At 74.0% G+C, this 23,578-nt stretch carries 17 protein-coding genes; 10 read left to right on the top strand and 7 right to left on the bottom strand.

Annotated elements, in window-relative coordinates:
• Positions 1 to 42 precede the first annotated feature (42 nt).
• From QJ852_23250 to QJ852_23265, 4 genes are all read left to right on the top strand, one after another.
• Complete coding sequence (locus tag QJ852_23250) at positions 43 to 2,043, top strand: hypothetical protein (protein WGX96054.1); 2,001 nt, start codon at positions 43 to 45, stop codon at positions 2,041 to 2,043.
• On the top strand, positions 2,040 to 2,771 hold the full coding sequence (locus tag QJ852_23255) for a CDP-alcohol phosphatidyltransferase family protein (protein WGX96055.1): 732 nt from the start codon (positions 2,040 to 2,042) through the stop codon (positions 2,769 to 2,771). The genes QJ852_23250 and QJ852_23255 overlap by 4 nt, the downstream gene beginning before the upstream one ends.
• Positions 2,768 to 3,691: a glycosyltransferase family A protein gene (locus QJ852_23260; protein WGX96056.1), complete on the top strand. Its 924-nt coding sequence runs from the start codon at positions 2,768 to 2,770 to the stop codon at positions 3,689 to 3,691. The genes QJ852_23255 and QJ852_23260 overlap by 4 nt, the downstream gene beginning before the upstream one ends.
• A 147-nt stretch (positions 3,692 to 3,838) precedes the next feature.
• Positions 3,839 to 5,278: a cellulase family glycosylhydrolase gene (locus tag QJ852_23265; GenBank protein ID WGX96057.1), complete on the top strand. Its 1,440-nt coding sequence runs from the start codon at positions 3,839 to 3,841 to the stop codon at positions 5,276 to 5,278.
• A 113-nt stretch (positions 5,279 to 5,391) separates the two neighbouring features.
• Here the strand turns inward: QJ852_23265 and QJ852_23270 are convergent, their stop codons facing one another.
• From QJ852_23270 to QJ852_23290, 5 genes are read right to left on the bottom strand one after another with little or no spacing between them, the layout of a single operon-like run.
• Positions 5,392 to 6,576, bottom strand: coding sequence for a hypothetical protein (locus QJ852_23270; GenBank protein ID WGX96058.1), 1,185 nt, complete (start codon positions 6,574 to 6,576; stop codon positions 5,392 to 5,394).
• A gap of 1 nt (position 6,577) precedes the next feature.
• Positions 6,578 to 7,816 (bottom strand): hypothetical protein, encoded by a 1,239-nt coding sequence (locus QJ852_23275; GenBank protein WGX96059.1) that lies wholly within the window; start codon positions 7,814 to 7,816, stop codon positions 6,578 to 6,580.
• Complete coding sequence (locus QJ852_23280; GenBank protein ID WGX96060.1) at positions 7,813 to 8,850, bottom strand: sulfotransferase; 1,038 nt, start codon at positions 8,848 to 8,850, stop codon at positions 7,813 to 7,815. The genes QJ852_23275 and QJ852_23280 overlap by 4 nt, the downstream gene beginning before the upstream one ends.
• Positions 8,847 to 10,358: a lipopolysaccharide biosynthesis protein gene (locus QJ852_23285; GenBank protein WGX96061.1), complete on the bottom strand. Its 1,512-nt coding sequence runs from the start codon at positions 10,356 to 10,358 to the stop codon at positions 8,847 to 8,849. The genes QJ852_23280 and QJ852_23285 overlap by 4 nt, the downstream gene beginning before the upstream one ends.
• Positions 10,355 to 11,743 carry a hypothetical protein gene (locus QJ852_23290; protein ID WGX96062.1) on the bottom strand — a complete coding sequence of 463 codons (1,389 nt, stop codon included), beginning with the start codon at positions 11,741 to 11,743 and terminating at the stop codon, positions 10,355 to 10,357. The genes QJ852_23285 and QJ852_23290 overlap by 4 nt, the downstream gene beginning before the upstream one ends.
• Before the next feature lie 346 nt (positions 11,744 to 12,089).
• On the opposite strand from QJ852_23290, the gene QJ852_23295 reads away from it, so the two are divergent.
• From QJ852_23295 to QJ852_23320, 6 genes are all read left to right on the top strand, one after another.
• Positions 12,090 to 17,507 carry a PKD domain-containing protein gene (locus QJ852_23295; GenBank protein WGX96063.1) on the top strand — a complete coding sequence of 1,806 codons (5,418 nt, stop codon included), beginning with the start codon at positions 12,090 to 12,092 and terminating at the stop codon, positions 17,505 to 17,507.
• Positions 17,508 to 17,729: 222 nt separating this feature from the next.
• Positions 17,730 to 19,217, top strand: coding sequence for a sensor histidine kinase (locus QJ852_23300; protein ID WGX96064.1), 1,488 nt, complete (start codon positions 17,730 to 17,732; stop codon positions 19,215 to 19,217).
• The gene (locus QJ852_23305) at positions 19,214 to 19,900 is read left to right on the top strand and encodes a LuxR C-terminal-related transcriptional regulator (protein ID WGX96065.1); all 687 of its coding nucleotides are present in this window, start codon (positions 19,214 to 19,216) and stop codon (positions 19,898 to 19,900) included. The genes QJ852_23300 and QJ852_23305 overlap by 4 nt, the downstream gene beginning before the upstream one ends.
• Positions 19,901 to 20,012: 112 nt before the next feature.
• A complete protein-coding gene (locus tag QJ852_23310) occupies positions 20,013 to 20,462 on the top strand; it encodes a UDP-N-acetylglucosamine--LPS N-acetylglucosamine transferase (protein ID WGX96066.1) in 450 nt (149 codons plus the stop codon).
• Positions 20,459 to 20,959, top strand: a complete 501-nt coding sequence (locus QJ852_23315; protein ID WGX96067.1) for a glycosyltransferase — start codon at positions 20,459 to 20,461, stop codon at positions 20,957 to 20,959. The genes QJ852_23310 and QJ852_23315 overlap by 4 nt, the downstream gene beginning before the upstream one ends.
• Positions 20,956 to 22,392 (top strand): exopolysaccharide biosynthesis polyprenyl glycosylphosphotransferase, encoded by a 1,437-nt coding sequence (locus QJ852_23320; protein WGX96068.1) that lies wholly within the window; start codon positions 20,956 to 20,958, stop codon positions 22,390 to 22,392. Before QJ852_23315 ends, QJ852_23320 begins: the two co-directional genes overlap by 4 nt.
• A 130-nt stretch (positions 22,393 to 22,522) precedes the next feature.
• On the opposite strand, the gene QJ852_23325 is transcribed toward QJ852_23320, so the two are convergent.
• Together QJ852_23325 and QJ852_23330 are read right to left on the bottom strand one after the other, a co-directional pair.
• A complete protein-coding gene (locus tag QJ852_23325) occupies positions 22,523 to 23,314 on the bottom strand; it encodes an enoyl-CoA hydratase-related protein (protein WGX96069.1) in 792 nt (263 codons plus the stop codon).
• A gap of 20 nt (positions 23,315 to 23,334) precedes the next feature.
• Entirely contained in the window at positions 23,335 to 23,565 is a 231-nt protein-coding gene (locus QJ852_23330; GenBank protein WGX96070.1) for an acetyl-CoA carboxylase biotin carboxyl carrier protein subunit, read from the bottom strand.
• Positions 23,566 to 23,578: the final 13 nt, after the last annotated feature.

Below are 23,578 nucleotides of genomic sequence, written 5' to 3' on the forward strand. Positions count from 1 at the left end.
CGGGGAGACCCCAGGCGCGGCCTCATCGCCGAGCGGTGCTTCGTGATCGGCATCGCCGGCCTGCCGCTGTGGTGGCTGCTGGGCGTCGCGTCCCTGGTCCCGCTCGCCCTCGCCGTCCCGCTCTGCTGGGACCTGCGCTCCCGGCGCCGGGTGTCCCTGCCGCCGCATGCCGGCTGGTGGCTGCTGTTCCTGCTCTGGGTCCTGCTCGGCCTCGGCACGCTCTGGGCCGCGGCGCCCCAAGCCGTCGACGACGGCGGCACCGGTCGGCTGCTCGTGTTCGGCTACCGGCTGGCGTGGTACCTCTCCTGCACAGTGCTGCTGGTCTGGATCGGCAACACGCCGGCCGACCGGCTCCCCGACCGGGTCGTGCATCGGATCCTCGCGTGGGTGTTCGTCGTCGCGGTCGCCGGCGGCCTGCTCGGCCTGCTCGCGCCGGACCTGGCGATCACGACACTGGCCGAGCGGATGCTCCCCGGCGGGCTGCGGAGCAACGGCTTCGTGAGCACGCTCGTCTCGGCCGAGACCGCCGACATCCAGAAGGTACTCGGGGATCCGGAGCCCCGTCCCAAGGCGCCGTTCCCCTTCACCAACACCTGGGGCAGCGTCATCTCCCTGACGCTGGTCTTCTTCGTCGCGGCCGCCGTGACCAGCCGGTCCCGCGCGCGCTGGCTGGCCGGGCCGGTGCTCGCCGTCGCGGCGGTGCCCGTCGTGCTCAGCCTCAACCGCGGGCTGTGGCTCGCCCTCGGGGTCGGGGCCCTCGGGCTCCTGGTGCTGCTGGCACTGCGCCGGCACCACGCGGCGCTCGCGGCCCTGATCGCCGTCGTGGTCGTCGGCGGCATCGCCGTCACGTCGACCTCGCTGGGCGACACGGTCTCCTCGCGCCTCGACAACCCGCACAGCAACGAGCGGCGCTCGCAGCTCCTGGTGACCACGGTCGACTCGATGACCCGCGGGTCGCCGGTCGTCGGCTTCGGCAGCACCCGTGACGTCGCGGGCACCTTCACCTCCATCGCCGGCGGCGCCACGCCGAGCTGCCCGGCGTGCGGCGTACCACCACTCGGGACCCAGGGGCAGCTGTGGCTGGTGCTCTTCTCCCAGGGATGGATCGGGACGCTGTTCTTCCTGGCGTTCTTCGTGCTGGCGCTGCGCCGGACCTGGCGCTGTCGGACCCTGAACCAGACCGTCGCGACCTTCGTCCTCGTGATCTTCCTGCTCCAGTTGACCGTCTACGACACCCTCGGCCTGCCGATGATGATCGTGATGACCGCGGTGGCCCTCGCCTGGCGCGAGGAGCGGTCGGGTACGTCGCTGCGCCGTCCCTCCGGCCGGGCTCTGGTCGCCGCCGCCGCGGTGGCGGTGGCGGTCCTCGGCGGCGCCGTCGGCGCCGCCGCGACCCGCGGGGAGGACAGCCACGTCGCCAGCACCGTGACGGTCGCCCTCACCCCGTCGCCCACCTACCTCGACGTCGGCGACGTCGCGCGCGAGGCGGACAGCGGCACCCTCGTCCGACCGCCCGATCCCGCGACGATCGACACCGAGGCCGCGCTGCTGCGCTCCGAGAGCGCGATGGAGCGTGCCGGGCAGCGGGTCGGCCTGGCTCCCGCCACCCTGCGCGCCGACATCGGGGTGGCCGCGCCGCCCCTCTCGACCGTCCTGGACCTCACGGTGACCACGTCGCGCCGGACCGACGCGGCGGCCGCCGCGCTCGCCGTGGCCGAGGAGTACCTCGCCGAGCGCTCCCGCTTCCTCGAGACGCGCCGGACCGACCTCGTCGCCCGGCTGGGCGAACGGCTGGCCGCCGTGGACCCCGGCGACCCCGCGTGGGCGGCCACCCGCACCTACCTGCGGGCGGCGATCGACCACCTCACGACCCACCGGCCCGAGGTGGGCAGCGTGATCCGGGTCGGCCCCGCGCGGGTCGTGGGCACCGAGCGGGGCGTCCCGGTCACCAGCGGTCTGGCCGTGGGCGGGCTGGCCGGGCTCGCGCTGGTCCGCATCCGGCCGCCACGGCGGCAGTGGCGGTGGCGACGGTGGCGACGGTGAGTCCCCGGCCCCGCGACGTGTGGACCCGGCTGGTCGTCGACCCGCTGGCGGACCCGCTCGCCCGCGTCCTCGCACCGCACCCCGCGGTCACCCCGAACCGGGTGACCGCGTTCTCCGGCCTCCTCGGCGTCGCGGCCGCCGCCTGCCTGGCCGCCGGGTGGCTGCGGCTCGGCGGCCTGCTGTTCCTGCTCCGCTTCTTCGCCGACTGCCTCGACGGCAAGATCGCCCGGCTGCAGGGCTCGAGCTCCGCGCGCGGCGCGCTGCTCGACGTCGGCACGGACGTCGTGTGCGTGACGGCGGCCTATGCGGGACTGGCCTGGTGGGCGGTCCGCGCCGACCGCGTCGAGATCGCGGTCGCGGTGGGTTTGCTGGCCGCCCTGGGCGCCTACGGCTGGGCCCTGGCCCACCGCAAGCACCTCGCCGCGCTGGCCGGGCTGGGCGACGGCGGCTCCGGCCTGCTGCGGCGGACCGACCTGCCCCTGCTCGACCCGTGGCTGCGGATCTGCCGGCGCCTCGGGATGAGCCCGGTGCCGTGGGCGGTGGAGGCCGAGACGCTGGTCCTCGGCCTGCTCCCGCTGGCCGGCCCGCGGCCCGCGGCGGCCGGACTGCTGGTGGGGCTCGCCTTCTACCTCATCGCCACCGTCGTCAACCTGCGCCGGAGCTGGCGGATCGCGACAGCCCTCGACGTCGTACGGGCCCGGGAGCCGGGCGGGAAGGGGGCGTCGTGAGCCGTCACCTCAGACTGCCGGACGTCGACGTCGTGATCGCGACCCACGACCGGCCGGTCCTGGTCCGGGAGGCGATCGCGGCCGTCGTCGGGCAGGAGTACGCCGGGCGGATCCGCTGCATCGTGGTCTTCGACCGCTCGACCCCCGACCCCGCCCTGGTCCGCGCCGACGCCGGCGACGGCCGGGTGGTGGACGTGATCGGGAACCACCGCAGCCCCGGGCTCGCCGGCGCCCGCAACAGCGGCGTGCTCGAGGGGGACGGCGAGCTCGTCGCCTTCTGCGACGACGACGACGTCTGGCTCCCCGGCAAGCTCGACCTCCAGGTCCGTGCCCTCCGCGAGGGCGGCCCGCCGACCTGCGTCACCGGGATCGAGGTCGACTACGCCGGCACCACGACCATCCGGGTCCCCACGGCCGCCGCCCTCGAGCTGCGCAGCCTCGCCCGGCGCCGGGTCATGGAGGCGCACCCCTCGACGGTGGTCGTCCGGCGACCCGAGCTGCTCTCGACGATCGGGCTGGTCGACGAGGAGATCCCCGGCAGCTACGGCGAGGACTTCGACTGGATGCTCCGCGCGGCCGGTGCCGGCGGCTTCCACGTGGTGCCCGCTCCCCTGGTCCGGGTCCGCTGGGGCGGCTCGCAGTTCTCCCGCCAGTGGGCGACCATCGTCGCGGCCATCGACTACGGCCTGGCCAAGCACCCGGTCTTCCACGAGGACCGCCGCGCCCTGGCCCGCCTGCTGGGCCGCAAGTCGTTCGCGCTCGCCGCGCTCGGTCGCCGCGACGCGCTGCGCTGGGCCGCGCGCACGCTGCGCACCTCCCCCCGCGAGCCGCGCGCCTACCTGGCCGCCCTCGTGGCCCTGCGCGTGGTCAGCGCCGAGCGGCTGCTGGACCTGGCACACCGGCGCGGACACGGGATCTGACCCGACCGGCCACCCTCGTCCGCTCCCCCATTTGGGGGACGGGATTGGCCCCGATCCCTCGGTCCGGGTGCAATCGAGCCGATCGAGCAAGAGATGACGAGGGCCGTGCACGATGCTCCCCGCGGCCGGATTTCGGGAGGTGGCGTCATGCAGAACGCCTACAGACGTTGGACCTGGCTGGCCGTGGCGCTGGCCACCGTGATGATCGGGAGCGCGGCGGCCGTGGCGCCCTCCCCGTCCCGGGCCGCGGCGGGCGAGAACCTGCCGGCCGGCGACTTCGAGACCCATCTGGACGGCTTCGCCGGGGTGGACGGCAGCCGGGTCGCGCTGTCCCGCGACGGCGCGGGACGCAACGACAGCCGCGCCATGGTCGTGCGGACGCCGCGAGGCGGGAAGGCGACCACGGTCAGCAAGCACCGCTTCGCCGGCGCGCACGCCGCCGGGACGGCGTACGTCGTGCGGGTGTGGGTGCGGACCGCGGGCGGGCGTCAGGTCGCGCTGCGGGTGCGCGAGGTCGCCCACGGGAAGAAGGTCCAGGCACGGACCGCGCGGGGCACCGCCAAGGCGGGCTCGTGGACCCGGCTCAAGGTGCGGGTCACCACCAAGAAGCGCGACTCGGCGCTGAGGCTGCGCATCCGCGCCCCGCGCGTGCCGGCCGGCACCAAGGTGCTCGTCGACGACCTGAGCGTGGCCCCGAAGGGCGACGCCGGCACGTCCGAGGGCATGGCCGGGACGCTGACCAACGGCTGCGGCCGCACGGCCCGGGGCATCCCCTCCTGCGGTACCTACGTCGGCGCCGCGCACGGCTCGAACACCGACCCCAGCGCCCTGGAGCAGCAGCTCGGCGACCGCCTGGCCCTGCGGCGCACCTACTTCACCTCGACCGGTGTCGCGAGCGCGGTGCGCACCGCGCAGGCGGACCTGGCGGCCGGACGGCTGCCCTGGGTGAGCTTCAAGCTGCCCTACTCGTGGACCGAGATGGCCGACGGCAAGGGCGACGCCTGGGCGACCGACCTCGCCCAGCGCCTGGCCGCGGTCGGCGGCCCGGTCTGGGTCGCCTTCCACCACGAGCCCGAGGGCGACGGCGACATCCAGGAGTGGCGCCGGATGCAGGAGCACCTCGCCCCGCTCGTGCGGGCCGCCGCGCCCAATGTGGCGTTCACGGTCGTGATGACCGGCTGGAACCAGTTCTACGGCGACGCGCAGTACAGCCTCGCCCAGATCTGGCCGCGCGGCGTCAAGGTCGACGTGGCCGGCTTCGACATCTACCAGCAGTACGGCGTCGTCAAGAACGGCAGCACGACGACCAAGTGGACCGACTTCGAGCAGTACTACCGCGCGATCTCGACCTGGTCCCGCAGCATCGGCGTCGACTGGGCACTCGGCGAGACGGGCGTGACCGACGTGGCCGCCGATGCGCGGCCCGCGGCGATCGCGGACGCGGTCCGGCTGATGGAGGACTACGGCGGCATCGCCTACAGCTACTTCGACAGCGCCCTCAACAGCGTCGCGCCGTGGACCCTGGGCACCCCGGCCAAGCGCGCCGGCTTCGCCCAGGCCCTCGCCGGCTCGCCCTCCCTGAAGTAGCGCCGCCAGCGCTTGTAACTAAGGGTTACCGCACGATTTCAGGTGCAACAACACCCGGGCAGTAGCAACAGCACCCGGGTAGATGCGGGCACCTGGCCGACGTCCGAACATCCCTAGACGTCGGCCAGGTGCTCCAGCGCGACCAGCGTCTGCATCGCCCGCGAGGAGATGTGCTCGCCCCCCGGGACGTCGACGAGCCGCAGGTAGCGGGTCAGGATCGCGACCAGGTAGAGCAGGCTCTGCACATGCGGCTCGCCCCCCGGGCTCCGGTCCCGGTACGACGCCAGCGCCAGTGCCCGCAGCACCCCCTCCGCCGACGCGGGTGTGCCCGAGTTGACCGCGTTGACGACGTAGTGCAGGGCGTCGAGGCCGCGCGGGACGCCGGTCTCGAAGCGCTCCCAGTCCCACAGCAGCACCCGCTCTCCCGCGGGTGCCATGTTCCACGGCGTCCAGTCCCCGTGCCAGGCGCCCCAGCTGAGCTCGCGTCGCCCGGCGATCGCGGCCACCCGCTCCAGCGCGCGACCGAACCGGCTGCGCGACACCGGGTCGGCCAGCGCGCCGGTGGCCTGCCACTGGCGATGCCACCAGTCGGCCGCCGCGAGCTCGCGGTCGGGCGAGGCGAACCGCGCCGCGAGCTCGTCCATCGCCGCACCGGGCGGCGTCCACGAGCTCCGGTGCCGGCGCCACGGTGACGGCTCGAGCGGGCTGACCACCAGGACCGGCCGGCCCCGCCACGACGTACGGGCGAGGAGCTGCGGCGGGACGACGTACCGGTAGGGCCGGGCGGTCACGGCTGCGAGCGCGCGGCCCTCCGCGGTCACGTCGGCGCAGGTGTTGTCGGACCAGCCGACCTTGACGAACGCCCGGCAGCAACCCTGGTCGTCGAACACCTGGAGCACCGGCTTCCGGTTCACCCGCGCCGTGCCGATGGTGATGCTGAAGCTGACCGGCATGCCGAGGACGTCGGAGAGGTGCTCGGCGAGGCCGTCCGCGCCGCCGCGGACCTCCACCCGGTGCCGCAGCAACCGAGGCACGGCACGGACCATCGCCCCCGCGGCGACCCGCGCGGTGGTGTCCCACCAGGTCGAGGCGGTGCTGATCCGGCGCAGCGAGGCCCCGGCCGCGACCGGCGACTCGACCGGCACCAGCACCACAGGGCTGCTGCCGCGGCTGATCACGGCGTACCGGGCGCGCACCGGCCGTCCGTCGCGGGCCGTTCCCGCCGGGACCAGCTCAGCCCCCGGCCACAGCTCGGCGGCCGCGTCGAGCAGGTCGGTGGATCCGGTGGCCGCGCCCATCTCAGGCCGCCGGATCGGTGCGGACGCAGACGAACAGGTGCCGCCCGTAGTTGTCGGCGTAGGGGCCGACCGCGTCCCGGTCCGGGCCGAGATCGAGGATCCGGTCGAAGGTCGTGTGCTCGTGCAGGAACGCCCGGATGTGGTCGGGGTTCCAGCCGCGCAGCGACGACCGGAACCAGCGCTCGTGCTCCTGACCGGTGTCGAGGAAGAGCACCCGCCCGGTCGCGCGGTCGAGGAGCCGGACCAGCTCCACCTCGTCGCAGCTGCCGCGCCCGAGCACGAAGTGGTGCAGCAGGCTGAAGCACGACACGACGTCCCAGGTCTCGCGGGTGCCCCGCAGCAGCTGGACCGCGTCGCCGATCCGGATGCGCTCCGGGTCGAGGCCGTAGACGAGCCGCCCGAGCGTCGCCCCCAGTGGGTCCCGCTCCATCCCCTCGGCCTCGAAGCCCAGACTGCCCATCTGTGCGACGAACCACCCGTAGCAGCTGGCGACGTCGAGATAGCTCCCGGCGAGCGTGGGACCGATCGCCCGGCGCAGGAACGCGTCCATCGCCTCGAGCCGGTCGACGCAGCAGCGCACCGTCGGCCACTGCGCGGCGAGCTCCGGCGCGTCCACGGGCTGGTAGAGCTGGCGCCCGCCGTCGAGCCACGTCATCCGCCCCAGCAGATCCTGCAGCGGCGTGGTCACCGTGCCACGGCGGACCCGCACCGGGAGCGTCACCGCCCCCTCGGCGGCGGCGCGCGCCACCCGGTGGTGGCCGTCGAGGACCTGGTAGCAGTCGGAGTGGGCGATCGGTACGACGAGCACCGGCTGCCCCGGTGGCGAGTGCAGGTCGCCCGGCGCCGGCGCAGCCTCCCCCGTCTCGCCGGCGGCGAGGAACCCCCGCGCCTGCGTGAGGATCCCGCTCGCGTCCTGGGCCGCGAAGTAGCGGCCGGTGCGCCGGATGCAGGTCCGCGCCATCCGCGCGTACGGCGTGGCCAGCAGCTGCGCGTCGGACAGGCCGCCGTGCCGGTCGGCGAGGGCGAGCAGCCCCGCGTGCGGGCCCTCCACCACCCGCCGCGAGGGCCACAACGGGTCCTCCACCGCGGTGGCGAACGTGGTCGCGCTCATGCCGTTCTGGCCGCCGAGCAGGAGCTTGGCCACCGGCACCTCGCGCAGTCCCGGCCGCCACCGGGTCACCCGGGCCAGCCGGTGCCGGCCGGCCGCAGTGAGCCGGGGGCGGTGCAGGAGATCGGTCATTTCGTGCCTCGATCCGTGGTGGGGCGTCGTTGCGAGCGGCGCCAGAGGGGTGCGTCGGCAAGGCGCCGACGCGAAGGTGGACTGGGCGTCTGTCGAGCGACGGCAACGCCGCCGACGGGCCGCTCGGGTGTCGCGTCGCAGGCGCCCGGCCGCGGATCGCGGCACGAGGCTTCCTCTCGCCAGCTGGGTGTCCTGCCGAGGAGCTCGGCCAGGGCGGCGTCGGGACCGTCGAAGCGGCGGCGCAGAGCGGCCGCCAGGTCGGGCGGCAGCGGGTCGCCGGGCCGCTCGTTCCAGCGCCCGACCTCGTCGGGCCGGTGGACGGTCAGGCCGAGCCGCCGCTGGAGGTCGACGTAGACCCCCACCGGATCGGCGAACAGGGCGCCGGCGTCGACCACGTGCACCCGCTCGCGGCCGAGGGCCGTGACGTAGCGGGCGAGCTGGACGGCGTACTCGCCCCGCTGCAGGTAGGCGTGGTGGCGGTGGGCGAAGCTGGCCGCGCCCGGGTCCGTGACGAGCAGGTGCGCCTGGCCGGCGGTGCGCACGGCCTCCAGCGCGACCGCGTCGGCGAAGGGCAGGTTCTCGAAGCCGCGGGCGCTCTCGTGGCGGTGGGCGGAGTGGGCGCGGGCCACGGGATCGCGGACCAGGGCGACGACCTGGCAGCCCGGCAGGTCGCGGGCGAGCCGGTCGGCGGCGAGCGGGTGGAAGAGGTAGTAGCCGCTGCACTCGAAGGTACGCCGACCGCGTGCGGTCCGGCGCAGTGGGAAGTGCGCGCGGTACCAGCGCCGGCCGTGCCGGTAGCCGTCGTCGAAGTAGCCGGTGCCCTTGTCCACCGTCGGCCGGCACAGGTCGGGGTGCTCGCTGAGCAACCGGAACAGGGTCGTGGTCCCGGCCCGCTGGGCACCGACGACGACGATGTCCGGCTCCTGGCGCAGGTCGGCCGTCAGCCAGCCCCAGGCCAACAGCACGGCCCGGGCGGCACGGCGCAGCGGCGGCGGGAGCACCGGGCGCAGCCGGCCGGCCAGGGCACGGATCATGCCGCCACCGCCAGGCTCCGGGCCGGACGCAGCCCGGCGGCGAACACGTCGACGGCCAGCCGGGCGCGCAGCCGCCAGACGACGGCGGCGTACCCACCGCCGGCGAGGACGCAGGCCACGAGCCAGGCCGACGGCGAGAGGCCGGCCAGCCCGGCGAGGGCGACTGGCAGGCCGACGCAGCCGACCGGCAGCGCCGCGGCGAGGAGCAGCGGACCGATCCGCGGCGCCAGCCCGATCTCCGCGCGGAGCTGGACGACGGCGAGCAGGCAGCGGACCACCACGGCCGCCACCCACGCCACGGCGGCGCCGGCGATGCCCATCCGCGGCACGAGCGCCAGGCACAGCCCGACGTCGAGCGCCAGCGCGACGAGCGTGTTCGCCAGGCTGCGGCCGCTGCGGCCGGTCATCAGCAGCAGCGTGTCGACGGGCCCGGAGGCGACGGCGACCAGCATCCCCACGGCCATCACCAGCGCGACGGCGACCGCCTCCCCCACGACGTACGACGACCCGAACCAGCCGAGATAGGCGGCCGGCGCCCCCGCGACCGCGAGGTACACCGGCCAGGCCAGCAGGATGCTCCAGCCCGTGGTCACGCCGAAGACCCGGTTGACGAGGCCCGGCGCCTCGTCGGGCGGCCCGGCCAGGATCATCGTGAACCGCGGCTGCACGACCGTCGAGACCGCCTGGTTGGCGAGCTGGCCGAACACGACGAAGCGGGTGGCTACCGTGTAGACCGCCGCGTGGGACGGGGAGAGCAGCCAGGCGACGAGCACGATGTCCAGCCGCTGCACGGCGACCTGGGCGATCCGGGCGACGGCCCGCGGCCAGGTGAAGGACCAGAAGGCGCGCGGCCCGACCTGCCCGCGCTCGCCCGCCCCGCGTCCGGCCGGGCCGGTGACGGCCGCGAGGGCGCGCCCCGCGAGCACCGCGCTCCCGGCGTACGCCGCCGCCCAGGCGACTGCCAGCCACGCCCCCGGCAGCCCGAGGAGGAGCACGACGGCGACGAGCAGGACCTGCAGGCCGGGGCGCACGATCCGGTCGACGACGACGGTGGAGCGGAACAGGGCGTGCGCCCGCACGGCGGCCAGGCACAGGTCGGCCGACGCGGCGAGCGGCAGCGCCCACACCAGGGGCCGGGCGTCCGGCATGGCCGCGGCGAGCACGAGCGCCAGGCCGCACGCGACCAGCAGCACCGGGATGCCGGCGACCCGCACCAGGTGCCGTACGACGTCGGGCCGGTCGTCGCGCAGCACGAAGCGGGCGAGGCCGGTGTCGGTGCCGAGCCCGGCGGTCGCGAGCGCGACCAGGAAGACCGCGGTCGCCGCGAAGAAGCGCCCGGCGGTGTCGGGCGGCACGCTGCGGGTGACCACGAGGACCAGACCGAAGCCCGCGAGCGTGCTGAGCACCGCACCCGCCAGCGTGGCAGCGCTCCCCCGGGCGACGGCACGGAGGTGCCGGTGCTCGCCGTCGGTCACCGGCGGCGTACGGGGAGGCCGGGCGGGACTCACGAGTCCACCTCGACGACGCCGACGACATGGGTCGACACCCGCTGTGCCTCGGCCAGGACGGCGGCCAGGTCGGCCCGGGTCGCGGTGCGCGCCCCGACCTCCACGACGACGGCCGTCGAGGCAGCCAGCACCGCCCGGCCGACGGGCGTGCCGAGTCCGGGCGAGCGGACCAGGACGAGGTCCGCCCGCTTCGCGAGCTCGGCCAGACTGCGCCGCATCTCGGCGGAGGCGGCGAGGTCGGCAAACTCCGCGGGCGGCCCGGTCGTCTCGGTCACCGGCTGCAGCCGGCTGTGGAAGTCGCCGTCGGCGACGAGGACGTCGTCGACCACCGCCTCCTGCAGGACCAGCTCCGTCATCGCGGCCATCACGGCCGGGAGGGCGAGGTCCACGGTCACGACCTCGTAGCGGGCGCGGGTCAGGGACTCGGCCAGGGCGGCGAACGCCAGCGGGTACCTGTGACCGGGGACCGCGACGGTCACGACCGGAGGCCGGTCCGAGCCGACAGCGAGCACCACGGACCGCACGTGGGCGATCACGTCGCTGTCGGCCCGGACCGGGGCCCGGAGGACACCGAGCGGGACCAGGCCTCCTTCCCCGCCCTCGGCGAGGTCGGTCAGGCCGAGATCCGCCGGACGCCGGGCGCGGGCGACCGCCACGGACAGGACGAGGAGCGCGCCGAGACAGGCCGCGACGAGGCCGGAGCGGACCGGGTCCGCCCACGGCCCGGCGCTGACGACCTGGCCGGGCGTCACCAGCTGCCCGGGGTCCAGGCCGACGGCCTGGGCCGCGGCGAGCTGTGCGCGCAGCGAGCTGATCTGGACGACGACCTCCTGGACCTGCTGCTCGATCAGCTCCCGCTCCGGTGCGGCGGCGGCGAGCTTGTCGAGGCGCTTCAGCGCGGCGTCCCGCTCGCCCTCACGCAGGCTGACGAGCTCCTCCAGCCGCGAGGTCCGCTCGTACACGGCCGACTCCGTGCGGGACCTGCGGAACCGGAGATAGACGTCGGCGAAGGCGGAGGCCCGGGCGACCGCGGTCATATCGTCCGACCCGCGGGCGGTGATCTGCAGGAGCTGGGTGTTCGGCGGGACCACGACGGAGACCGCGGCGAGCAGGTCGCTCGGCTGTCCCTTCGCGCCCAGCTGGTCGAGGACCGCACGGGCCACGGCGTCCGAGCGCAGCACCTGCGCCTCGGTCTCCAGGTTGACGAGGTCGTCGCCCCGGCCGCCCGGACTGTAGGCGTTGCCCTCCAGCGGGTGCAGCATGATCACCGCCGTCGCGACGTGCTCACCCTGGCGGTGGCGCGCCCACGCCACCGCGGCCGCCCCGCTGAGCCCGGCCACCAGCACGGCGACGAGTACGAGCCGTGTTGCGCGGCGCTGTCCCATCGCACCTCCCCCACCTGCGGTCATCCTCACGACGACCGACCCACTATGGGACGCGCCGACGGCTCCGGAAGGACAGGTGCGCGGATACCCCCAATTTGTGGGATGGGCGGCGTTCGCCGGCCCGCGGCGCGGACCGGAACGCGCGAATCCTGCCCAATATCGGTCATGCCGCGAGCCCCGGCGGTTGACACGATCTGGCCTGCCAGACGCCCTCGGGACCGAGGGCCGTGCGAGTGCGGGGACGGTGAGGCAGATGCGTTCAACCACCACCAGTCGGCGTCAACCGGTCCCAAGCCGACGATGGCGACGCGTCGCCCGGGCGGTCGTCCCCATCATCACCGCCTTCGTGATCGTCCCCGCACTCGCGCCACTGGCACCGCCCGTCGGGGCGGCGCCCGGCGAGATCTCCTTCGTGGCCGCGGCCAGCACGGCCGGCAACCGGACCGCGCACACCGTGCGCGTCCCCGTCGAGGTCCGGGCGGGCGACGTGCTGCTGCTGTCGCTCACCACGAACACGACGGCCAGCACCATCGTGGACCCGCTGGCCGGCTGGACCTCCGTCGCCGGCCGGGACGGCAACGGCATCCGCAGCCGGCTGTGGTCGCGGACCGCCACCGCCACCGACGGCAACGCCAATGTCACCGTCACGACGAGCGCCGCGGCCAAGTCGGTCCTCACCGTGGCCGCGTACCGCAGCACCGGCGCCACCCCGTCGGTGACCGCCGTCGCGGGCGGCGCCGACACCTCCGGCACCGACCACGTGGCGCCCGCCGTCCCGGTGGCCGGCGCCGGATCCTGGCTGGTCAGCGTCTGGGCCGAGAAGTCCTCGACCGACACCACCTGGACGTTGCCCGCCGGCGTCACCCAGCGCAGTACGGCGGCAGCGACCGGCAGCGGCAAGGTGAGCGGCGTCTGGGGCGACTCCGCCGGACCGGTCGCCACCGGCACCGCACCCGCACGGACCGCCACGACGAGCACGGCCGTGTCGCGCTCGGCGACGTACTCCGTCGTGATCGCGCCCGGCGACCTGACCGACAGTCCGCCGGACGCCTCCTTCACCGCGAGCTGCAGCGGGCTGGTCTGCTCCTTCGACGCCTCCGGCTCGCAGGATCCCGACAGCGACGCCCTCACCTACGCCTGGGCGTTCGGCGACGGCGCCACCGGCACCGGCAGCGCGCCGCAGCACACCTACGCCACCGCCGGTCCCCGAACCGTGACGCTGACCGTCAGCGACGGGAGCCACCAGGACACCGCGACCCGTCAGGTCAGTCCGGACGTCACGGTCACGGCCGGCCAGGTCACCTACGTCGGCGCCGCCAGCACCGCCGGCAACCGCCCCGGTCACTCGGTCACCGTCCCCACAACGGTCGAACCGGGTGACCGGCTGGTCCTGTTCCTCGTCACGAACTCCACCACGAGCACGATCGAGGACACCCTGCCCGGCTGGGACCTGTTGCGGTCCCGCGACGGCAACGGCATGCGTGGCCGGGCCTGGACCCGCGCCGCGACCGCGGCCGACGCGGGCCGCACGGTCACCGTCTCCGGCAGCGCCTACGTGAAGTCCGTGATGACGGTCGCGGCCTACCGCAGCACCGGACCGGCCGTGATCGGAGCCTCCGCCGTCGGGGGTGCGGACGCCCCGGCCACCAGCCACACCACCCCCGCCACGACGGCGACCCACGCCAACTCCTGGCTGGTCAGCGTGTGGAGCGAGAAGTCCACCGACCCGACCACCTGGACCCTGCCGGCCGGCACGCCCACGCGCACCCAGGCGACGGCGACCGGCACCGGCAAGGTCAGCGCGATCCTCGGCGACTCCGACGGCGCCGTGCCTGTGGGTCCGCTGGCCGGTCGCACGGCCACCACCAGCACCACGGCCTCGCGGTCGACGCTGTTCTCGATCGTGCTCGACCCGGGCGTCGACGCCACGGAGACGAACGAGCCGCCGGTCGCCGAGTTCGCGACCGGATGCGCCGGGCTCACCTGCGAGTTCGACGCCGCCCACTCCTTCGACGTCGACAAGGACCCGCTGAGCTACACCTGGCAGTACGGCGACGGCCAGACCGGCACCGGCGTGAACCCGACGCACACCTACGCCACGCCCGGCACCCGGACGGTGACGCTCACCGTCGACGACGGCAACGGCCACACCGACCAGGCCACGAGCAGCGCGACGGCCGTGCCGCCCAACCCGCCGCCCGGCCACACCGCGGTGGTGCCGGACACCCCGCGCACCAACCAGCCGACCATCACCTCCGGTGAGGTCTGGGACATCGAAGTGGTCGGTAACCGCGTCTACGTCGCCGGCTCGTTCACCTCGATCCGCCAGCCCAACAACGGCACGACCATCAACCAGGCCTACCTGGCGGCGTACAACTGGAGCACGGGGCAGGTCGACACGACCTTCCGGCCGACGTTCACCAACGGCCAGGTCGACGCCGTCGAGGCATCGCCGGACGGCACCAAGCTCTACATCGCGGGCAACTTCGGCACGGTCAACGGCCTCAGCCGCAAGGCGATCGCCCGGATCAACCCGACGACGGGCGCCCCGATCGACACGTTCACCGCGAACGCCAACGGCAAGGTCAACGAGCTCGCCGTCACGAACTCGACGGTGTACGCCGGTGGCCGGTTCACCACGATCAACAACGTGCCGCGCGGTGCGCTCGCCGCCCTGGACGGCACGAACGGCACCGTGCGCGCGGACTTCGTCAACAACATCACCGGCGGCATCGGCACCAACGGCGAGCTCGCCGTGCAGCGGCTCAAGCTCACCCACGACGAGGGTCGCCTGCTCGTGGTCCACACGGGTCGGCAGGTCAACGGCAAGGACCGGTACGGCGTCGCGATCATCAACACCCGTACCAACAAGCTGACGCCGTGGAAGACCAGCCTGTGGGAGGACAACCTGCAGTTCGTCGGAGGCATCCAGCGCGCGTACGGCGGCGACATCGGCCCCGACGACTCCTACTTCGTCGTGACCAGCGGCTCCGGCGGCGACCGGCCGCCGATCAACGACACGGTCATCGCCTACGCACTCGACGACGACAGCAACGCCCAGCCGCTGTGGATCTCGCGCCACTTCGACTCGGTCTACTCCGTCGCCGCGACGGAGGCCGGCATCTACATCGGCGGTCACTTCCAGTGGGCCGAGTCGGCGACCGCGCCGGTCCCGTGGCCGGGGCTGGACGACGTCGGCTACGGCACCGGACAGGGCCTGTCGGCGTACGCACTCGGGGACGCGGTGGTCAAGCGCTTCCACCTGGCCGCCCTCGACCCGACGGACGGGCACGCCCTGGAGTGGTTCGCGCCGTCCAACTCCTACGAGGGCGACAAGCACCTCGAGGCCACGCCGCGCGGACTCTTCGTCGGCGGCGACGGCAACACCAAGGGCAGCTACAACGTCGGGCGCGTGGCCTTCTTCGACTTCGCCAACGTCCCCGCCCAGAACGGCACGCAGACGGTCGTCACGGCGCCGATCGAGGGCCGGATCGAGCCCGTCGACGAGGCCTTCGAGCTCACCGGTACGGCGACCGCGGCCTCGGGCGTCCAGCGCGTCGAGCTCGAGGTGATGGACCGCAACTCGGGCCGCTATCTCGCCGACGACCTGACGACCTGGGGCTCGACGACCTCCAACACGTTCAACGCGACCCTGGACCCGGGCGCCGGGACCACCCGGACCTGGCGGCTGCCGCTGACGATGACCGCCAACCGCGAGCTCCTGGTCCGCGCTCGGGCGGTCGCCGGGAACGGCACCGCGGACAACACGAAGGCCACGAAGAAGTTCGAGACCTTCGGCACGGCGGACCAGCCGCCCAACACCACCGTCACCGGTCCCGGCAGCCCGGTCGCCGCGCTGACCTTCACCATCACCGGTAGCGCCACCGACGACTTCGGCGTCAACGGCGTCAGCTTCACGCTGCGCGACAGCCAGAACCGCTACCTGCAGGACGACGGCACCGTCTCGGGCACCTACCACACCTTCCAGGTCGACCCCGACGTCGTCGGCGCCACCAGCACCACCTGGTCCTACGAGATCACCGTGCCCTACGAGGACGAGTGGTGGGCGCAGGCGCGGGCCACCGACACCGCCGGACAGTCCGACCTCGACACCGCCGACCGGCGCTGGATCGTGACCGAGAACGGGCAGCCACCGACGGTGTCGATCACCCAGCCGGCGACCATGGTGCCACCGACGACGGTGCAGACCGTCACGGTGACGCCGGGCAGCCCGGTCACCTTCGCCGGCTCCGCGAACGACGACGAGGGCCTGAACGAGGTCTGGATCACGCTGCGCAACAACTCCACCGGCGAGCGACTCGCCGCCGACGGGTCCTGGGGCACCAGCGTGATCGCCGGGTCGTACCGGGTGTCGCCGGTGAACCTCACCCAGGCGAGCTACAACTGGAGCTACACGACGCCGTTCAACCTCAGCCCCGGCACCTACGCGTTCACCGTCAGCGCCTCCGACGACATCGGCCTGAGCACGCCGTCGAACATGCAGGGACGGCTCACCCTCAACGCGGCCATCCCCGGGGACAGCCCGCCGAACGCGACGATCACGCCGACCGGGACGATCAACGGCCAGCAGGTGCTGCTGCTGAACCTCGCCGGCACCGCCACCGACGACAAGGGCGTGGCCCGGGTCGGCGTGGCGATCCAGGACCGCGACACCAGCCGCTACCTGCAGCCCAACGGCACCCTGTCGGCGAATCTCGCGACCCTCGACGCCACCCTGGCCGACCCGGGCGCCACCAGTACGACCTGGACCTTGAACGTCCCCCTGCCGACCCAGGGCGACTGGGCGGTGACGGCGTACGCCTGGGACAGCGCCGGACAACAGGATCCGTCGACGAGCGGCGCGACGTCCCGCTACCCGATCTACCCGGGTGACCAGCCGCCCGTCATGAACGAGGCGCTGCTCAACCCGATCGAGGGCACGGAGTTCCTCGACGGCAAGATCTTCGTGAGCGGACGCGCCGAGGACGACCAGGCGATGCAGGAGGTCGAGGTCGCGATCGTCAACGCCGCGGGCCAGTACATGAGCTCCTCCGGGACGTTCACCAGCACGAACGCGAGCTGGCGCACGGCGTTCCTCAACAGCCCCGGCACGCCCGGCTCGAACTTCTCCTACACGACCCCCGTCATCCCGCCCGGCGCCTACACCGTCCGGGTGCGCGCCATCGACCAGCACGACTTCGTCAGCGCGATCTACGAGCGCCATGCGACCGTCGTACATCCGCCGAACGACCCGCCGGTCGCGAGCTTCACCACCACCTGCACGGCCAACGTCTGCTCCTTCGACGCCCGCGGGTCGACCGACGAGAGCCCGGCCACGCTGACCTACTCCTGGAGCTTCGGCAACGGCAGCGGCTCGGGCCCGGTCCCGACCCGCACCTACACCGCGCCGGGCACCTTCACGGTGACGCTGACCGCGCGGGACGAGTGGGGGGTCACCGCCACCGCCAGCCAGACGGTGACCATCACGACTCCCCCGACCAACCGGCCGCCCGTCGCCGTCCTCAACCCGCCGGCCTGCGCCGGGCTGTCCTGCAACTTCTCCGCGGTCGGCTCGGCCGACCCCGACACCGGGGACACCATCGGCTACCGCTGGGTCTGGGGCGACGGCACGCCGAACTCGACGTCCTCCTCCGCCGCGCACACCTTCCCCGCGGCCGGGACCTACACCGTGACGCTGACGGTCACCGACGGCTGGGGCGCCGCCACGACCGCCACCCGACAGGTGGTGGTCACGGCACCCTGAGGTGGTGATGCTCCACCAGGAGACGGACCGGACAGTCAAAAATTGGGTACGTTCCCACCTTCACCGGCGAGAATCCGGCAGGCCGCGCATAATCGCGTCATGACGCGTCCTCAACCGGGCCGTCAGTTCCGTCACCCGTGGGGGGTTTCTCGGGCGGTCACTCGACGGTCATCGCCTTTCCAGGAAGTCTCGAACGAGCGCGCGCCCCTGTGGTGGGCCCTGTTGCTCGCGGGACTGATGCTGCACCCGTACGCCGTCCTCCTCATGGAGGACCCGTCGATCGACCCGATGACGACGGCCGGTCACATCTGCATGGTGCTCGCGGATCTCGTCCTGCTCGGCAGTGCGCTGGTCCTGTCCTTCGACGCCCGCCTGCGACGCAGCCTGATCCGGGCCCGGATGGCCACCGCCGCCACCCTCGTCGCGGTCCAGGACCTTCCGCTGCTGGTCATCTCGGTGGCCGATCCGACGCACGGCGGCCACAGCTACCGGCTGACCACCGGCCACGTGGCGACGGTGCTCGTGGTGCTCCTGGTCTTCACCGTCCGGATCCGCGACCAGCATCCGCCACGGTTCAGCCCGCTGCTGGGCGGGCTCCTCCTCGGCGGCGTCGTGCTCGCCGTCCGGCTCAGCCTGCTCGTCCTCGACCCCTCGCCCTTCCTGTCCGTCAAGCGGGGCGCCGACCTGGCGGTGCTGGCCGTGGTCACCCTCGGGATGGTCCTGATCGCGCTCGCCCTGCTGCGCTCGTCGCTGCCGCGGTGGGCGGCGGTGCGGGTCAGCTGCGGCATCTTCGCGGTCTTCGGCGCCCGGGTGTGGTCGACCCTGTTCGAGGCGACCGAGCCCCCGCTGCCGGCGATGGTCGGCGTGGTCCTCTGCAGTGCTCTCCTCGCCACCACGGTGGTCGGCCTCCTGCTCGCGACGCTCCACGACACCGCGGTCCGCGAGACCCGGTTGCTGCTGCGGGCCGCGCAGGCCGAGGCGACGGTGCAGCACGACCGCGAGGTGGTCCACGAGATGCGTGCCGCGACGGCCGGCATCGTCGCCGGCGTCCACCTGTTGACCGGCGACACGGTGCCGCCCGGCCCCCGTCGGCTGGCCCTGACCCACATGGTCGACGTCGAGGCGGCCCGGCTGGGCCGCAGCTTCGCCGACAGCGCGGAAGAGCTCGACGCGCTCGGTGTCGACGACCTGATCGGCCCCCTCGTCGTCGCGCAGGACGCCCTCGGCCACCCGGTCGCCTGGCAGCCCGGCGGGCACCGCGTGGTGGGCCGTCACGACGCCCTCACCGAGGTCCTCAACGTGCTGCTGACCAATGCGCACCACCACGCCCGCGGGCACGCGACCGCCGTGACCTCGCGGGCGGTCGGCGACGTCGTCGAGCTGCGGGTGTCGGACCGCGGCCCCGGGATCGAGCCCGGCCTGCAGGACCGGCTCTTCCAGTGGGGCGCGCGCGGCAGCACGTCCACCGGGCAGGGCATCGGCCTGCAGCGCGCCCATCGGCTGATGCTCGAGCTGGGCGGATCCCTGCGGCACGAGCCGCCCGATGCGGACTCCGGCGGCACGACCTTCGTGGTGACCCTGCACAACGCCGACGCGGACGCGGAGCCGACGCTGTTCTCCCCGGACGTGACGGCGCCGCCCCCACCGGTCCCGGCCCCCGCCGCGGCCCCCGTCACCGTCCCGGCCGCCGTCGCCGGCTCACGCCGATGACGACCGGGCAACCGCGGCCGATGCGGATCACCATCATCGACGACCACGCCCTCTTCGCCGAGTCGGTCGCGCTCACCCTGGAGGCGGAGGGCTACCTGGTCCGCCGGATCGACCTGACCGACGAGCACACCACGCTCGCGACGGTGCTCGCCACCGCCCTGCGCAGCGCGCCCCGGGTGGTCCTGCTCGACCTCGACCTCGGGCACGTCGGCGACGGCATGCGGCTGATCACCCCACTCACCGCGGCCGGCGTCGCGGTGGTGGTCGTGACCGGCAGCAGCGAGGGCGCCCGCCGCGGCGAGTGCCTGCGCCGCGGCGCGAAGGCGGTGCTGGTCAAGACCTGCCCGCTGCACGAGGTGGTCTCCACCGTCCGCCGGGCGCGGGACGGGCTGCCCCTGATGAACCCACAGGAGCGCGGCTCCCTCATCGAGCTCGCTCTCCACGACCGCGACGAGGTCCGCGACATCCGGACCCGGCTGGACCGCCTCACCCGGCGCGAGATGGAGGTTCTCGGCGCCCTGATGCGGGGTGCGCCGGTGCGCGAGATCGCCCGCGCCAGCGTGGTCTCCGAGGCGACGGTGCGGACCCAGGTGAAGTCGATCCTGGCCAAGCTGGAGATGAGCTCCCAGCTCGCCGCCGTCGGCGCGGCGTACAAGGTCGGCTGGCATCCGCCCCAGGGCTGAGCCTGGACGCCCCGGCGCGGCCACGGACATACCGCATTGGGGGCATGTCAGGCCCCTGACGCCTCCCTAGGGTCGGGAGCGCCCATCAGCCACCAAGCTCCGGGAGCGCGTCATGCGGGTGCTTCTCGTCTCCTCCTCGGGAGGACACCTCGCGCAGCTGATGTGCCTGCGGCCGTGGTGGGAGAAGCATGACCGGCACTGGGTCACCTTCGACACCGAGGACGCCGTCGCGAAGCTCGAGGGCGAGGACGTGACCTGGGCGCACCACCCGACCACGCGCAACCTGGTCAACCTGGCCCGCAACTCGGCGCAGGCACGCACGGTGCTCGCCCGCTACGCCCCGGACCTCGTGGTCTCCACCGGTGCCGCCGTCGCCGTCCCGTACTTCTGGCTGCGACGCCGCCGGCACACCTCGTCGATCTATCTCGAGGTCTACGACCGGGTGGAGACCCGGACCGTCACCGGCCGGCTGTGCCGACCCGCCACCGACCTCTTCCTGGTCCAGTGGCCCGAGCAGCAGCGCCTCTACCGCTCCTCCGTCCTGGTCGGGGAGCTGTGGTGAGCGGACAGGCGCCCCTCGTGGCGGTCTTCCTCGGCACCGACCACCACCGCTTCGACCGACTCCTCGACTGGGCCGGCCGGCTCCAGGGGCAGGGAGCCTTCCGGTTCCACGTGCAGTACGGCGCCACGCCGCTGCCGCCGATCCTGGCCGGAGCCGCGCTGCTGGGTCCGGTCCCGCTGGCCGAGCTGCTCGACCGGGCCGACGCGGTCGTCACCCATGGCGGTCCGGGCTCGATCATGGACGCGCGCGAGCACGGGCACCTGCCTGTCGTGGTTCCCCGCGACCCGCGACTCGGGGAGCACGTCGACGACCACCAGCAGCGGTTCGCGCGCTTCCTCGCGCGCACCGGCCTGATCGTCACGGCGTACGACGAGCAGGAGCTCGCCGCCCGGCTCTCGCTCGCCGTCCTCACCGGTCGGCGCAGCCGCGCCGCCCACCGCCCCTCGCCCACGCTCGCGCGGTTCGAGGCGCTGGCCGAGGAGCTAGTCCACCGATGACCCTCCTCTCGGCCCGCGCGACGACGCTGGCGACGCCCGGCCGCGTGGCGACGCGCGGCCGGGCGACGGTCCACCGCACCGGCCGGGTGCTGGCCGGCGCCGATGCCGTGGCCGCGGCGGTCGTCGTCCTCGCGGCGGTCCTGGTCCCGGATGCGATCTCCCGCACGGGGCCGGCCTTCCTGTTCGTGCCGCTGTGGGTGGCCGCCGTGTCCGCGACCGGGGACTACCGGCTGCCCGGCCACCTGACGGCCCGCGCCCGGCGGCTCGCCGTCGCCGCGCTGGTGCTGCCCACGGCGACGCTGCTGACCGCGGAGGCGATCGGCTACCCGGTGTCCGCCGCGGTCGTGACGTCGGTATGCGTCGCCAGCGCCGGCCTGGGCGCACTGGCGCGGGGCGCCGTCGCCGTGGCGGCCCGCCGTGGTGTCCACCTCAGTGGCGTGACCCACCGCGTCGTGCTGGCGGGGACCGCCGACACCCTGCCCGGCCTGGTCGATCGCCTCCACCAGTCGCGCACCCACCGCTTCGCGGTGGTCGGCGCCTGCGTCGCCGCGGGCGAGGCAGGCGGCCCGCCCGCACTGGACGGCGTGCCCGTCGTGTCCGGGATCGCCGCGTGCGTCCCGACCGCGCGGATGAGCGGCGCCGACGCCGTGATCCTCGCCCCCGATCCGACGATCCCCGCCACCGACCTGCAGCGCCTGTGCTGGTGCCTGGAAGACGCCGGCGTGGCCATCTTCATGTGGACCGGACTGCTCAGCTCGACCGCCGGCCGCCTCCACCTCGACGTCGGCGAGCGGCTGCCGCTGCTCCACCTCGGCGCGCCTCGCCGCCTCGGCCCCTCCCACCTGGTCAAGCACGTCCTCGACCGGGCCGTGGCGACGGTGGCGCTCCTGCTGCTCGCGCCGGCGCTGCTGGCGCTCGCCCTCGCCGTGCGCCTCGACTCCCCGGGACCGGCCTTCTTCCGGCAGACCCGGATCGGCCGGGGCGACGCGCCCTTCACGATGTGGAAGCTGCGCACGATGTCGTGTGGAGCGAGCGAGGCCGTGGCCGGTCTGCTCGATCTCAACGAGGCGGGCGGCCCGCTGTTCAAGATCCACCAGGACCCGCGGATCACCCGCGTGGGGCGCTGGTTGCGGCGTACCTCGCTCGACGAACTGCCCCAGTTGATCAACGTCGCGCTCGGTCACATGTCCCTGGTGGGTCCGCGGCCGGCGCTGCCGTCGGAGGTCGCGGCCTATCTCCCCGACGTCCGCCACCGGCTGGTCGTCCGCCCCGGCATGACCGGCCTGTGGCAGGTGTCCGGCCGCTCCGACCTCTCCTGGGAGGACGCCGTCCAGCTCGACCAGCAGTACGTCGACAACTGGTCGCTCCTTCTCGACGCGCGGATCCTGCTGCGGACCGCGGGCGCGGTCCTCAGCGGCCGTGGTGCGTACTGAGGCTCCTCTCATGAGGCTCCGCACAGGCTCGGCGTTCGCGTCGCGACCGGCCGCGGAGCCATCCCCTCAGCCGGGTCGGCGACCAGCAGCGCCGCCAGCGAGAGCGTCGCTGCGCACGTTGGCCTGCCGATCAGGCTCCGGTGAACACGGGAGCGCGGCGCTCGATGAACGCCGTGGCCGCCTCGACGCAGTCGGACGACGCGGTGGCGGCGGCCTGGCGGGCGGCTTCGCGGTCGAGGAGCTCGCCGAAGTCGTGGCGCTCTCCGTCGTTGAGGTTGGCCTTCATGCCGGCTAGGGCGAGAGGCGCCTGGGCAGCGAGCCGGGTGGCGAGCTCGAGGACGCGGTCGCGGAAGCTGTCGTCAGGAACGACCTCGCTGACCAGCCCGATGCGCTGGGCCTCGGCGGCGTCGATCTTGAGGTTGAGCAGGCACAGCTCGCGGGCCTTGCCGGCGCCGACGATGCGGGGCAGGGTCCAGGTGGAGCCGAAGTCGCCGGTGAGGCCGGCGGAGACGAAGGAGGAGCGGAAGACCGCGGAGGTGGCGGCGATCCGAAGGTCGCAGGCGCAGGCCCAGGAGAGGCCGGCGCCGGCGCAGGGGCCGTTGACGGCGGCGATCGTGGGCTTCGCCATCTCGTGCAGCAGTCTGCTGGAGTGGTGGAGGCGGCGGAGGTCGGACTCCTCGGCGGCGACGTCGATGCCGTCGGCGATGTCGCCGACCTCGCCCAGGTCGCCACCGGCGCAGAAGCCCCGACCCACGCCAGTGAGTACGACGCAGCGCACGGCCGGGTCGACGGCGGCGTCCTCGAGCACCGGGATGAGGGCGGCGACCAGGCTCTTGGTCATCGCGTTCAGCCGGGTCGGCCGGTTCAGTGAGATCATCCGCACCGCACCGATCCGATCACTGAGCACCATCGGCTCGTCCATCATCCCCTCCTCGCTTCTCGTCACGGAGCCAGCACCACCAGCACGTCGCCCGCGGCGACCTGGTCGCCGGGGTGCACCCGCACCTCGGCGACGTACGCCGCGGACTCGGCGTGGACGGGGATCTCCATCTTCATGGTCTCCATGACCAGGAGGCACTGACCGGACTCGACCCGCGTCCCGGTCGCGACCTCGACCTTCCAGATGTTCCCCGGCAACTCGGCGAGCACGTCGACGCTCACTGCTTCGGACATGGCGTCAGCGTAG

The organism is Nocardioides sp. L-11A (genome assembly GCA_029961745.1).
GTDB lineage: Bacteria > Actinomycetota > Actinomycetes > Propionibacteriales > Nocardioidaceae > Nocardioides.

Excerpts from the sequence above, each read along its gene's own strand:
- QJ852_23310 (WGX96066.1), top strand. The coding sequence starts at position 20,013 with ATGCGGGTGCTTCTCGTCTCCTCCTCGGGAGGACACCTCGCGCAGCTG.
- QJ852_23280 (WGX96060.1), bottom strand. The coding sequence starts at position 8,850 with ATGATCCGTGCCCTGGCCGGCCGGCTGCGCCCGGTGCTCCCGCCGCCG.
- QJ852_23290 (WGX96062.1), bottom strand. The coding sequence starts at position 11,743 with ATGGGACAGCGCCGCGCAACACGGCTCGTACTCGTCGCCGTGCTGGTG.
- QJ852_23320 (WGX96068.1), top strand. The coding sequence starts at position 20,956 with ATGACCCTCCTCTCGGCCCGCGCGACGACGCTGGCGACGCCCGGCCGC.
- QJ852_23325 (WGX96069.1), bottom strand. The coding sequence starts at position 23,314 with ATGGACGAGCCGATGGTGCTCAGTGATCGGATCGGTGCGGTGCGGATG.
- QJ852_23265 (WGX96057.1), top strand. The coding sequence starts at position 3,839 with ATGCAGAACGCCTACAGACGTTGGACCTGGCTGGCCGTGGCGCTGGCC.
- QJ852_23305 (WGX96065.1), top strand. The coding sequence starts at position 19,214 with ATGACGACCGGGCAACCGCGGCCGATGCGGATCACCATCATCGACGAC.
- QJ852_23275 (WGX96059.1), bottom strand. The coding sequence starts at position 7,816 with ATGACCGATCTCCTGCACCGCCCCCGGCTCACTGCGGCCGGCCGGCAC.
- QJ852_23330 (WGX96070.1), bottom strand. The coding sequence starts at position 23,565 with ATGTCCGAAGCAGTGAGCGTCGACGTGCTCGCCGAGTTGCCGGGGAAC.
- QJ852_23270 (WGX96058.1), bottom strand. The coding sequence starts at position 6,576 with ATGGGCGCGGCCACCGGATCCACCGACCTGCTCGACGCGGCCGCCGAG.